The following is a 12,672-nucleotide window of genomic DNA, read 5'->3' as shown; positions in this document are numbered from 1 at the left end:
AAGAGGCTGAAGGTGGCCCGGCCCCGCATGTCCTCCCGCAGGTACGAGAGGGCCATCGTGACCTGGTACAGGTCGGTGGTCGTCACCTGGGACATGCTTCGAGCATGCGCGGCCGGCCGGCGGCGCGCACGGGGAGGCGCGTGCGAGGGCCGGGCCCGCCCCCTGCCCCGTGGCGTCAGCGGCCGCGCAGCGCGGCGAGGGTCGTTTCGAGGTCGGCGGGGCGGGGGCGGTTGTGGGGCAGCTTGCCGAGCACGACGGCCATGCCGCAGGTATGGGTGACGGCCGAGAAGACGAGACCGGCGGCGATGCCCGCGGAGAGCAGCTGGAAGGCCGGGTGGACGAGCAGGCCGAGGAGCAGTCCGAGGAGGACGACGGAGCCGGCGGTCAGCCGGACCTGCCGCTCCATGGCCCAGGAGGCGCGCGGGCCGCCCTCGGGGCGGTGCAGGTCGTGGCCGTCGGCGGCCCAGGCACCGGTGCCGCCGGCGAGGGTGGCGGCGGCGACGCCCTGCTCGGCGAGGGTCCGGCAGGCGTTCTCCGAGCGCGCGCCGGAGGCGCAGACCACCAGGACCTCCCCGCGCTCGGCGGCGGCGCGGATCTCGGGCAGGGCGCTTTCGAGCCGGTCCAGGGGGATGTTGAGCGCGCCGGGCAGGTGGCCGCCCGCGAACTCGCCCGGGGCGCGCACGTCGATCACGGTCAGCTCGTGCAGGCGGGTGCGCGTCTCGTCCGTGCCGAGGGCGGTGGGCGTGGTCATGGTGGATGTGGTCCTTGTCTGTCGACGGGCCCGCACGGGGCGGGAGAATTTTACCCCTGGGGGTATTGCGGGAGTGTTGCCGGAACGTGTTGCGGTGGCCGGATGTGGCGGTCGGGCCCTGCCCCCGCCCGGTCCGGATCTCGCCGGGCGCGGGCCTCGTCGGACGTGGGTCCCGCCCGGACGCGGGCGAGTGCGAGCCTTCAGCGGATCGCGTTGGCGAGCATGAAGGCCGCCACCGCCAGGAGCACGCACGCGAACGCCTTCCGCAGCGCGTCTCCGGTGACCCTGGTGGCGAGCCGCCTGCCGTCCCACGCGCCGAGGACGGCCGCGGCGGCGAAGGGGCCGATCAGCTCCCAGCGCAGGTCCCCGCCGCTGCCCGCGCGTGCGGCGAGCGCGGCGAGGGAGTTGACGGTGACGACCAGCAGGCTGGTGCCGACCGCCTGCCGCATCCGCAGGCCGAGGACGCCCACGAGCGCGGGGACGGCGAGGAATCCGCCGCCCACACCGAGGAGCCCGGTCACCGCGCCGAGCCCCGCCCCCGCGCCGGCCGCCCTGGCGGCCCGGCCGGTGGTCACCGGACGGGCGTCCGAGGGGCGCAGCATCCGCAGCGCCGCCACCGCGGTGACGGCCGCGAACGTGACGCCGAGCACGGATCCGGGGAGGCGGGCCGAGGCGACCCCGGCCAGGAAGGCCGGGACGACGCCGGCCGCCGCGAACAGCACGCCCGTCCTCCAGGCGACGTGGCCGTCGCGGGCGTGGGCGGGGAGGGCGGCCACCGTGGTGACCGTGACGATGATCAGGCCGGCCGTGGCGGCGGCGGCCGGGGCGAAGCCGAGCAGGTGGATCAGGGCGGGGGCGGCCAGGACGCCTCCCCCTCCGCCGAGGGCGCCGAGCGCCAGGCCGATAACCGCTCCGGCGGCCAGGGCGAGGACCAGCGCGCTCACGCGGTCGTGCCGGGGAACATCATGTGCGTGACTTTCTCTGGTGCCGAGGGGGCGCCGGGGGGCGGGACCCGGGCGCGGGCGGGCGTGGAGTCCCGGGCACGTACTGGCATCGAGCCCCAGGTACGGACGGGCGCAGTGCCCCGGGTACGTACCGGCACGGAGCCCCGGGTGCGGACGGACGTGCCGCCCGGCCCGAAAGGCCGTGACGGTCAGTCGGTGACGACGGTCAGTCCGGCCTCGGTGGTGGCGTCGAAGCCGTCGTCCACGGCGACCACCTCGCGGCCGGCCGCGTCGAGCAGGGAGGCGCCGATGGCGGCGCGCATGCCGCCGGCGCAGTGCACCCAGACCGTCCCTTCGGGCACCTCGCCGATGCGGTGGTGCAGTTCGTGGATCGGAATGTGGACGGAGCCCTCGATCCGGCCGGCCGCGCGTTCGGAGGCGCGGCGCACGTCCAGGACGACGGTCCCGGCGGTGTCCTGCCCGGCGAGCCCGGCCCGGAAGGACTCCGCGTGGAACCGGTGGCCCTCGCGCAGATCCCCCGGTTCGCCTTCACGATCTGCTTCCACGGCCACCGGGGAGTACACGTGCGCGTGCTCCCCGGGCGGCTGGCCGTCCGCGTGCCGTCCTCGTCCCGGAGCCCGCTCACCGTCGTCCTCCCGGGCGGCCGCCGCTACCGGATCGCGGCGGGGGAGGAGCGCTGGCTCCGGCTGTGAGCCCCCGCCGCCCCACCGGGACGGTCCGTCACGGGGCGCTCTCGTTCCGGTCGTCGTCCCCGGTCCAGCTCCAGTCGGCGACCTCGGGCATGTCGGTGCCGTGCTCCCGGATCCAGGAGTGGTGGCGGGTGCGGGCGTCCGCCATGGCCTGCCGCACCCCCACGGCCCGTACGCCCAGACCGGGCACGCGGTCGATCACGTCCATCACCAGGCGGTAGCGGTCGAGGTCGTTGCGCACGACCATGTCGAAGGGGGTCGTGGTGGTGCCCATCTCCTTGTAGCCCCGCACGTGCAGGTTCGCGTGCCCGGCGCGGCGGTAGGCCAGCCGGTGCACCAGCCATGGATAGCCGTGGTATCCGAAGATCACCGGCCGGTCGGTGGTGAACAGCGCGTCGTACTCCCCGTCGGTCATGCCGTGCGGGTGTTCCTCGTGGGGCATGAGCCGCGTCATGTCGACCACGTTCACCACCCGGACCGCCAGGTCGGGCAGATGGCGCCGCAGCAGGCTCGCCGCCGCCAGCACCTCCTGGGTCGGCACGTCACCCGCGCAGGCGAGGACCACGTCCGGCTCGCGCGTGCCGTCCTCGGTGCCCGCCCACTCCCACACCCCGGCCCCCCGGGCGCAGTGGGCGCGGGCCTCGTCCAGGGACAGCCAGTCGAAGCAGGGCTGCTTGCCGGCGACGATCACGTTGACGTAGTCGCGGCTGCGCAGCGCGTGGTCCGCGACGGACAGCAGGGTGTTGGCGTCCGGCGGCAGGTAGACCCGGACGACCTCGGGGCTCTTGTTGAGCACGTGGTCCACGAAGCCCGGGTCCTGGTGCGAGAAGCCGTTGTGGTCCTGCCGCCACACGTGCGACGTCAGCAGGTAGTTGAGCGAGGCGATCGGCGCCCGCCACGGCAGGGCGCGCGAGGTCCGCAGCCACTTGATGTGCTGGTTGACCATGGAGTCGACGATGTGGACGAACGCCTCGTAGCAGGAGAACAGCCCGTGCCGGCCGGTGAGCAGGTACCCCTCCAGCCAGCCCTGGCAGAGGTGCTCGGAGAGGACCTCCATCACGCGCCCGTGCCGGTCGAGGTGCTCGTCGGTCTTCAGGAGCGGTTCCTGCCAGGCCTTGCCGCTGGCCCCGTACACTGCCTGGAGGCGGTTCGACGCGGTCTCGTCGGGACCGACGAGCCGGAAGTCCCGCCGGTCGGCCGTGGCGGCCATGACGGCCTCCAGGAGGTCCCCGAGGACACCGGTCGGCTCGTGCCGCGTGGCGCCCGGCTCCTCCACCGCCACGGCGAAGCGCTCCAGGGGCGGCACGGGCAGGTCCCGCCGCAGCAGGCCGCCGTTGGCGTGCGGGGTGGCGCCGAGACGGCGCTCGCCGTCCGGCACGCAGGCGAGCACCCGCGCGGACGGCGTGCCGTCGTCGCCGAACAGCTCCTCGGGACGGTACGAGCGCAGCCACGCCTCCAGCTGCGCGCGGTGTTCCGCGTTCTCCCGCACGCCCGGCAGGGGCACCTGGTGGGAGCGCCAGGTGCCCTCGACGGGCAGTCCGTCCACCTCCTCCGGGCCGGTCCAGCCCTTCGGTGTGCGCAGCACGATCACCGGCCACCTCGGCCGCTCGGCGGACCCGCCCTCGCGCGCCTCGCGCTGGATGTCCCGGATGCGGTCGAGCGCCGTGTCCATCGCGGCCGCCATCGCGCGGTGCACCCGGCGCGGGTCGTCGCCGGTCACGTGCAGGGGCTCGTGGCCGTAGCCCCGCAGCAGCTCGTCGAGCTCCGCCTCGGGGAGCCGGGCGAGCACGGTGGGGTTCGCGATCTTGTAGCCGTTGAGGTGCAGGACCGGCAGGACGGCCCCGTCGTGGACCGGGTCGAGGAACTTGTTCGCGTGCCAGGACGCGGCGAGCGGACCCGTCTCCGCCTCGCCGTCGCCGATGACGCAGGCCACCAGGAGGTCCGGGTTGTCGAGGGCGGCGCCGTACGCGTGCGACAGGGAGTAGCCCAGCTCGCCGCCCTCGTGGATCGAGCCGGGGGTCTCGGGCGCCACGTGGCTCGGCACCCCGCCGGGGAAGGAGAACTGCCGGAACAGCCGCGCCATGCCCTCCTCGTCCCGGCTCACGTCCGGGTAGACCTCGCTGTAGCTGCCCTCCAGCCAGGAGTTCGCGAGGACGGCCGGGCCGCCGTGGCCGGGGCCCCAGACGCACAGGGCGTCGACGCCGCGGTTCCGGATCACCCGGTTGAGGTGGGTGTGCACGAGGTTGAGCCCCGGGGACGTGCCCCAGTGCCCGAGCAGCCGGGGCTTGATGTGCTCCGGTTCCAGGGGCTTGCGCAGCAGCGGGTTGTCCATCAGGTAGATCTGGCCGACGGCGAGGTAGTTGGCCGCCCTCCAGTGGGCGTCGAGCGCGTCGAGCTCCTCGTCGGTCGGGGACGCGCCGTCCGAGCGCTTGTTCCTGCGCATGTCTCCTCCGTCGTGTGAGTCGTACAGGTCGTACAGGTCGTGCGAGTTGCGTGGGTCGTGCGGGCCGCGTGAGCCGTGCGGGGTGTGCGTCGTGCGCGTCGTGTGCACGGACGCGGTCGCCCGCCCGGTCGGCCCGGTGCACTCCGGGGGCGTCTGCCCCGCGCCGCCGCACCGGACACGCCCCGCACCGGACACGCCCCGGCCCGGCCGCGATCCTCGGGCCGCACCCCATCGTGGTGCGCGATCCGCCCGAAGACGGCGTGACACAGGAGGGCGTGCCCGCAAGAGGGGCCGGATGGGCCAGGGACGGGGCCGGCCACGGCCCGGACGCCGCCGGCCGGCGCGGGGGCGGAGGCCCGTCGGCAAGGAGGCGCCCGTCAAGAAGCGCCGTACCGGCAGGCGCTCCCGCGCCCTTCCCGGCGTAGCCTGAACGCCATGAGGCAGGACGCCGACCCCGGGCTCTTCGGGCCCCGCTCCGTGACCTGGCAGCTGCACAGCGACCCCGTGATGTGGATCGCCGGGATCCGGGCCCTCTGGCTCCAGGCGCTGCACCCCGTCGCCGTCCGCGGCGTCATGATCAACAGCAGTTTCCGGCAGGACCCCTGGGGCCGTCTGATGCGGACCGCGAACTTCGTCGGGACCCTCAGCTACGGAACCACCGGGGCCGCGGAGGAGGCCGGCGCCCGCGTCCGCCGCATCCACCGGCGGCTCGGCGTGGACGACCCCGAGCTGCTGCTCTGGGTCCACTGCGCCGAGACCGACTCGTACCTCTCCGTCGCCCGCCGCTCCGGAATCCCGCTCACCGACGCCGGGGCCGACCGCTACGTCGACGAACACCGCGCCTCGGCCCGGCTCGTCGGCCTCGACCCGGACACCGTCCCCGCGTCCACCGCCGGACTCGCCGCCTACTTCGAGGAGGCGCGCCCCCGGCTCACCGCCGGACCCGACGCCCGGACCGTCGAGGACTTCCTGCGCCGCCCGCCCGTCAAACCCGTCCTGGTCCCGGCGCGCGAGGTGATCTGGCGGCGCGTCACGGCACTCGCGTACGACACCCTGCCCCCGTACGCCCACGCCCTCTACGGGCGGCCCGCCCCGCCGCCGGAGACCGTCACCCGCCGGCTCGTCGCCACGGCCAACCTCCTGCGCTGCGTCCCCTCCGGCCTGCGCTGGAGGCTGCCGCCCCGGCACGTCCTGCGCGCCGTGGAGCGACTCGGCCCGGAGACGCGGCCCGACCCCTGCGCGTACCCCGCCCCGTATCCGTCGTCCGAACCGGCGGCCATACTGGACACACCGGAAAGGGCGCACGGAATCGACGGGGGCGGCGGCACACGATGGGGGACTCCAGACTGATCCAGGGCCGGTACCGGCTGCACGAGGTCATCGGACGCGGGGGCATGGGCGAGGTGTGGCGCGCCACCGACGAGGCGCTCGGCCGCCGCGTCGCCGTGAAGTGCCTCAAACCCCTCGGCCCGCAACAGGACCCCCACTCCCGCGACATCGTGCGCGAGCGCTTCCGGCGCGAGGCCCGGGTGGCCGCCGCGCTCCAGCACCGGGGCATCACCGTCGTGCACGACTTCGGCGAGTACGAGGGCGTGCTCTTCCTCGTCATGGAGCTCCTGGAGGGCCGCAACCTCAGCCAGCTCCTCGTGGCCAACGCCCAGAACCCGCTGCCCGTCCAGGACCTCGTCGAGATCACCGACCAGGTCGCCGACGCCCTCGCCTACACGCACCGCCAGGGCATCGTGCACCGCGACCTGAAGCCCGCGAACATCATGCGGCTGGGGGACGGCACGGTGAAGATCTGCGACTTCGGGATAGCGCGCCTCGGCGCCGACATGGGCTTCACCTCCAAGCTCACCGGGACCGGCATCGCCATGGGGACGCCGCACTACATGTCCCCGGAGCAGATCGGCGGCGGCGAGATCGACCACCGCAGCGACCTCTACTCGCTGGGATGCGTCCTGTACGAACTGGCCACCGGCGTCCCGCCCTTCGACCTCGGCGACTCCTGGGCGATCCTCATCGGCCACCGGGACACGGTGCCGCGCCCGCCGCGCTCCCACCGGGCCGAGCTGCCCGACTACTTCGACCGCCTCGTCGTCGACCTGCTCGCCAAGGTCCCCGAGGAGCGCCCGGCCGACGCGGGCGACCTGCGCCGCCGGATCGTCTCGGGCCGCGCGGGCCCGTCCCCGTTCGCGCCGCCGCCCGGCGTGCCCGCGCCGCCGCCCCTGCCGCCGACCCGTCCCGTGCCGGTGGACCCCGGCCCCGGCGCCCACGGACCCGTCGCGCCCGGTCCCGTCGCGTCCGCGCCCGCGTGGGCCCGCGGCATGGCCGGCGGGCCCCGCCCGGCCGCCGTCACCGCCGCCGACGGCCCGCGCCCGGCCGCCCACGACCCGGCCGCGGCGGTCCTCACCACCGAGTGGACCACCGCCGCACCCGCCACCGCCGCACCCGCCACTCCCGCCCCGGCCGCGCCCCCCGCCGAGCTGGTCGCGGTGCTCGCCGGCCGGTACCGGGCCGGGATGGGCCTCGGCAGGCTCGGTCGCTGGGACGAGGCCGAGGCGGTGCACCGGTCCGTCGCCGAGGACCGCTCACGGGTCCTCGGACCCGACCACCCCGACACCCTCGCCAGCCACTACGAGGTCGGCTTCGCCCTCGCCCGGCTCGACCGCCCCGCCGACGCCCTGCACGCCTTCGACCGGGTCGCCCGGGCCCGCGCCCGCGTCCTCGGCCCCGACCACCCCGACACGCTCGCGGCGCGGCAGGAGCGGGCGTACGCGCTCGGGCGCCTCGGACGGCACCCCGAGGCGTACGAGCTCTACGTCGAGGTGCTCGCCGCCCGCGAGCGCACCGTCGGCCCCGACCACCCCGACACCCTGCGCTGCCGCCACAACCTGGCGTTCACCCTCGGCCGCCTGGGGCGCCTGGAGGAGTCGTACCGCACGGCGCACGAGGTCGCGGAGGCACGGGCCCGGCTGCTCGGCCCCGCCCACCCCGACACCCTGGCGACCCGCCACGAGGTCGCCCACGTCCTGGGGCGCCTGGGACGCGGGGAGGAGGCGCTCGCCCAGTACCGCGCGGTCGCCGAGACGCGCGCCGCGGCCCTCGGCGCCGACCACCCCGAAACCCTCGCCGCCCGCTACGAGACCGGCGTCTTCCTCGGGAGGCTCGGCCAGGCCGCGGACGCCCTGGACGTCTGCCGCGACCTCGTCGCCGCCCGCACCCGCGCCCAGGGCGCCGACGGGCCCGAGACCCTGCGCGCCCGCCACGCCCTCGCCGTCAACCTCGGCCGGCTCGGGCGCTGGGAGGACGCGCTCGCGGAGTCCCGGGAGGTCCACGCCGCCCGGGAGCGCGTCCTGGGCGCCGACCACCCCGATACCCTCCTCACCCGCCGCGAGTCCGCCGTCGCCCTCGGCCGGCTCGGCCGCTGGGAGGAGGCCCGGAAGACCCACCGGGCCGTCGCCGCCGCCCGCACCCGGCTCCTGGGCCCCGCGCACCCCGACACCGTCGCCGCCCTGGAGGACGAGGCCCAGTGCCTGGAGCGCCTCGGCCGCCCCACCGAGGCCGCCGCCCTGCTCCTCGGAGCGGCCACGCCGCCACGGGGAGCGGCCCCCGCCTGACGGCCCCGCCACGGAGGACGACGGGCCCCGTCCGACCGCCGCCACAGAGGGCCCCGGCCCCGCCCCCTTTCCCGGCCCCCGCCCGCGTGTGAGCATGAGCCATGACCGCCTCCGACCAGCTCTCCGACGCCCCCGCGCCCGCCGCCTCGTACGACGCCGTCGTCGTCGGGGGCGGGCACAACGGGCTCGTCGCCGCCGCCTACCTGGCCCGTGCCGGGCGCACTGTCCTCGTCCTGGAACGGCTCGGCTCCACGGGCGGGGCGGCCGTCTCCACCCGCCCGTTCGCCGGGGTGGACGCCCGCCTCTCCCGGTACTCGTACCTCGTCTCGCTCCTCCCGGAGAAGATCGTCCGGGAGCTGGGGCTGACGTTCGCGGTGCGGAAGCGGTCCGTCTCCTCGTACACCCCCAAGGGCGACGGCGGCCTCCTCGTCGGCGGCGGCCCCGAGCGCACCCGCGCCTCCTTCGCCGCGCTGACCGGCTCCGACCGCGAGTACGAGGCCTGGCAGGCGTTCTACACCCGCACCGGCCGGGCCGCCCGCCGGATCTTCCCCACCCTCACCGAACCGCTCCCGACCCGCGCCGACCTGCGCGCCCGCGTCGACGACGCCGACACCTGGCGGATGCTCTTCGAGGAACCCCTCGGCGTCGCCGTGGAGAAGCACTTCGCCGACGACCTGGTCCGGGGCGTCGTCCTCACCGACGCCCTCATCGGCACCTTCGCCGACGCCCACGACCCCACCCTCCTCCAGAACCGCTGCTTCCTCTACCACGTCGTCGGCGGCGGCACCGGCGACTGGGACGTGCCCGTGGGCGGCATGGGCGCCCTCACCGACGCCCTCGCAGACGCGGCCCGCGCCGCCGGGGCCCACCTCCGCACCGGCCACGAGGTCACCCGGATCGAGACCGACGGACACCGCGCCGAGGTCACGTACCGCACCGCCGACGGCCAGGGGACCGTCGAGGCGGGCCACGTCCTCGTCAACGCCTCCCCGCGCGACCTCACCGCCCTGCTCGGCGACCCGCCCCCGCCCGCCCCCGAGGGCGCCCAGCTCAAGGTCAACATGCTGCTCACCCGGCTGCCGAAGCTCCGGGACCGCTCCGTCGACCCCCGCGAGGCCTTCGCCGGCACCTTCCACATCGCCGAGGGGTACGGGCAGCTCGCCGCCGCCCACGCCGAGGCCGCCGCCGGCCGCCTCCCCACCGCCCCGCCCTCCGAGATCTACTGCCACTCCCTCACCGACCCGACGATCCTCGGCCCGGAACTCGCCGACCGGGGGTACCAGACCCTCACCCTCTTCGGACTGCACACCCCCGCCCGGCTGTTCGCCGCCGACAACGACGGCGCCCGCGCCGCACTCCTCGCCGCGACCCTCGCCCAGCTCGACGCCCACCTGGACGAGCCGATCGCCGACTGCCTCGCCACCGACGCCGACGGCCGGCCCTGCGTCGAGGCGAAGACCCCGCTCGACCTCGAACGCGACCTGCGGCTGCCCGGCGGCCACATCTTCCACCGCGACCTCTCCTTCCCGTACGCGGACGAACCGGTCCACGGGGAGGACGGCGGCCGCTGGGGCGTCGGGACCCGCCACGCCAACGTGCTCCTGTGCGGCGCGGGCGCGGTCCGGGGCGGGGGAGTGAGCGGCATCCCCGGCCACAACGCGGCGATGAGCGTCCTGGGACGGTGACGCCCTCGGGACCCGCTCCGAGGTGAGCCTCCGGGGTGAGCCCCGCTCCCGCGTGTTGACGCCGGGCCGTCCCCGCCCGGGGTGTGAAGCTGATCTGCGAGCGCGCTTAAGAAATCCTCGATGGACCCGGAGCCGCGCGTACGGAAGATTCTCTTGCAGGGATCTTGGGCGCACAGCCCTGCCCTCACCCCCACATCACAGGACACGCACGTCGGGAGCCGTTGCATTGAAGGCACTGGTCAAGCTGAAGGCGGAACCGGGACTCTGGCTCACGGACGTGCCCGAGCCGGAGACCGGCCCCGGAGACGTCCTCATCAAGGTCAAGCGGACCGGCATCTGCGGCACCGACCTGCACATCCGCTCCTGGGACGGCTGGGCGCAGAAGACGATCGGCACCCCGCTGACGCTCGGCCACGAGTTCGTCGGCGAGGTCGTCCACACCGGCCGTGACGTCGCCGACATCGCCGTCGGGGACCTGGTCAGCGGCGAGGGCCACCTCGTCTGCGGCAAGTGCCGCAACTGCCTGGCCGGCCGCCGCCACCTCTGCCGCGCCACCATCGGCCTCGGCGTCGGCCGCGACGGCGCCTTCGCCGAGTACGTGGTGCTGCCCGCCTCCAACGTGTGGGTGCACCGCGTCCCCGTCGACCTCGACGTCGCCGCGATCTTCGACCCCTTCGGCAACGCCGTGCACACCGCGCTCTCCTTCCCGCTCGTCGGCGAGGACGTCCTGGTCACCGGCGCCGGCCCGATCGGCATCATGGCCGCCGCCGTCGCCCGGCACGCCGGCGCCCGCAACGTCGTCATCACCGACGTCGGCGAGGAGCGCCTCGAACTCGCCCGCAAGACGGGCGTCACCCTCGCCCTGAACGTCGCCCAGGAGACCATCGCGGACGGCCAGCGCACCCTCGGGCTCAAGGAGGGCTTCGACGTCGGCCTGGAGATGTCCGGCAACCCGCACGCGATGCGCGACATGGTCGCCAACATGACCCACGGCGGCAAGATCGCCATGCTGGGCCTGCCCAGCGAGGACTTCGCCGTCGACTGGGCCAAGATCGTGACCTCCATGATCACGGTCAAGGGCATCTACGGCCGCGAGATGTTCGAGACCTGGTACGCGATGTCGGTGCTCCTGGAGGGCGGCCTCGACCTCGCCCCCGTGATCACCGGGCGCTACGCGTACACCGACTTCGAGGCCGCCTTCGACGACGCGGCCTCCGGCAAGAGCGGCAAGATCATCCTCGACTGGACTACGGGAGCCTGACCCATGTTCGATTCCGTTCGCGACGACATCCGAGCCACCCTCGAAGAGATCGAGCAGGCCGGACTCCACAAGCCCGAGCGCGTCATCGGCACCCCCCAGTCGGCCACCGTCGAGGTGACCGCCGGCGGACGCCCCGGCGAGGTGCTCAACTTCTGCGCCAACAACTACCTGGGTCTCGCCGACCACCCCGAGGTGGTCGCCGCCGCCCACGAGGCGCTCGACCGCTGGGGCTACGGCATGGCCTCCGTCCGCTTCATCTGCGGCACGCAGGAGGTGCACAAGGAGCTGGAGGCGCGCCTGTCCTCCTTCCTCGGCCAGGAGGACACGATCCTCTACTCCTCCTGCTTCGACGCCAACGGCGGCGTCTTCGAGACGATCCTGGGCGCCGAGGACGCCGTCATCTCCGACGCCCTCAACCACGCCTCGATCATCGACGGCATCCGGCTCTCCAAGGCCCGCCGCTTCCGCTACGCCAACCGCGACATGGCCGACCTGGAGCGCCAGCTCAAGGAGGCCGTCGAGGGCGGCGCCCGGCGCAAGCTGATCGTCACCGACGGCGTCTTCTCGATGGACGGCTACGTCGCCCCGCTCGACGAGATCTGCGACCTGGCCGAGCGCTACGACGCCATGGTCATGGTCGACGACTCGCACGCCGTCGGCTTCGTCGGCCCCGGCGGGCGCGGCACCCCCGAGCTGCACGGCGTCATGGACCGCGTCGACATCATCACCGGCACCCTGGGCAAGGCCCTCGGCGGCGCCTCCGGCGGCTACGTCGCGGCCCGCGCCGAGATCGTCGCCCTGCTGCGCCAGCGCTCCCGCCCGTACCTCTTCTCCAACACCCTCGCCCCGGTCATCGCCGCCGCCTCCCTCAAGGTCCTCGACCTCCTGGAGTCCGCCGGCGACCTGCGCGAGCGCCTGAAGGACAACACGGCGCTCTTCCGCTCCCGCATGACCGAGGAGGGCTTCGACGTCCTCCCCGGCGACCACGCCATCGCCCCCGTCATGATCGGGGACGCCTCCGAGGCCGGACGCATGGCCGAGCTCCTCCTGGAGCGCGGCGTGTACGTGATCGGCTTCTCGTACCCGGTCGTGCCGCAGGGCCAGGCCCGCATCCGCGTCCAGCTCTCGGCCGCCCACTCCACGGAGGACGTGAACCGGGCCGTGGACGCGTTCGTGGCGGCCCGCGCCGCCCTGGCCGGCTGACGCCGGACCCGGACCCCGGTCCGCGGGCGGGGGTCCGGGCGGACCCCCGCCCGCG

The 12,672-nt window shown here is 75.0% G+C and carries 9 protein-coding genes and 1 pseudogene; 6 read left to right on the top strand and 4 right to left on the bottom strand.

Going from position 1 to position 12,672, the window contains the following annotated elements; translation table 11 throughout:
• Positions 1-175 precede the first annotated feature (175 nt).
• From AB0398_RS33870 to AB0398_RS33860, 3 genes and pseudogenes are all read right to left on the bottom strand, one after another.
• The gene (locus tag AB0398_RS33870; protein WP_366379513.1) at positions 176-751 is read right to left on the bottom strand and encodes a rhodanese-like domain-containing protein; all 576 of its coding nucleotides are present in this window, start codon (positions 749-751) and stop codon (positions 176-178) included.
• Between the two features lie 200 nt (positions 752-951).
• Positions 952-1,695: a sulfite exporter TauE/SafE family protein gene (locus tag AB0398_RS33865; protein WP_366379512.1), complete on the bottom strand. Its 744-nt coding sequence runs from the start codon at positions 1,693-1,695 to the stop codon at positions 952-954.
• A 209-nt stretch (positions 1,696-1,904) separates the two neighbouring features.
• A pseudogene (locus AB0398_RS33860) lies at positions 1,905-2,162 on the bottom strand (rhodanese-like domain-containing protein); the annotation flags it as partial.
• Between AB0398_RS33860 and AB0398_RS33855 the strand changes: the two are divergent.
• Complete coding sequence (locus AB0398_RS33855) at positions 2,070-2,408, top strand: glycosyl hydrolase family 65 protein (RefSeq protein ID WP_366379514.1); 339 nt, start codon at positions 2,070-2,072, stop codon at positions 2,406-2,408. The pseudogene AB0398_RS33860 and the gene AB0398_RS33855 sit on opposite strands and share 93 nt — an antisense overlap.
• Positions 2,409-2,436: 28 nt before the next feature.
• Here AB0398_RS33855 and AB0398_RS33850 read toward each other — a convergent pair whose 3' ends face one another.
• Positions 2,437-4,848 carry a phosphoketolase family protein gene (locus tag AB0398_RS33850; protein ID WP_366379511.1) on the bottom strand — a complete coding sequence of 804 codons (2,412 nt, stop codon included), beginning with the start codon at positions 4,846-4,848 and terminating at the stop codon, positions 2,437-2,439.
• A gap of 435 nt (positions 4,849-5,283) precedes the next feature.
• Between AB0398_RS33850 and AB0398_RS33845 the strand changes: the two genes are divergently transcribed.
• The 5 genes from AB0398_RS33845 to AB0398_RS33825 all read left to right on the top strand — a co-directional run bounded on the left by AB0398_RS33845 (position 5,284) and on the right by AB0398_RS33825 (position 12,617).
• Complete coding sequence (locus AB0398_RS33845; protein WP_366379510.1) at positions 5,284-6,198, top strand: oxygenase MpaB family protein; 915 nt, start codon at positions 5,284-5,286, stop codon at positions 6,196-6,198.
• A complete protein-coding gene (locus tag AB0398_RS33840) occupies positions 6,180-8,468 on the top strand; it encodes a serine/threonine-protein kinase (RefSeq protein WP_366379509.1) in 2,289 nt (762 codons plus the stop codon). Before AB0398_RS33845 ends, AB0398_RS33840 begins: the two co-directional genes overlap by 19 nt.
• 101 nt (positions 8,469-8,569) lie before the next feature.
• A complete protein-coding gene (locus AB0398_RS33835; RefSeq protein ID WP_366379508.1) occupies positions 8,570-10,153 on the top strand; it encodes an NAD(P)/FAD-dependent oxidoreductase in 1,584 nt (527 codons plus the stop codon).
• Positions 10,154-10,379: 226 nt separating this feature from the next.
• The gene (tdh, locus tag AB0398_RS33830) at positions 10,380-11,414 is read left to right on the top strand and encodes an L-threonine 3-dehydrogenase (RefSeq protein ID WP_366379507.1); all 1,035 of its coding nucleotides are present in this window, start codon (positions 10,380-10,382) and stop codon (positions 11,412-11,414) included.
• 3 nt (positions 11,415-11,417) lie between these two features.
• Positions 11,418-12,617: a glycine C-acetyltransferase gene (locus tag AB0398_RS33825; RefSeq protein ID WP_366379506.1), complete on the top strand. Its 1,200-nt coding sequence runs from the start codon at positions 11,418-11,420 to the stop codon at positions 12,615-12,617.
• Positions 12,618-12,672 lie beyond the last annotated feature (55 nt).

Origin of the sequence: Streptomyces sp. NPDC086147 (assembly GCF_040702165.1) — a bacterium.
In the GTDB taxonomy this organism is placed as follows: domain Bacteria; phylum Actinomycetota; class Actinomycetes; order Streptomycetales; family Streptomycetaceae; genus Streptomyces.
This window is presented reverse-complemented; position numbering and strand designations above follow the sequence as displayed.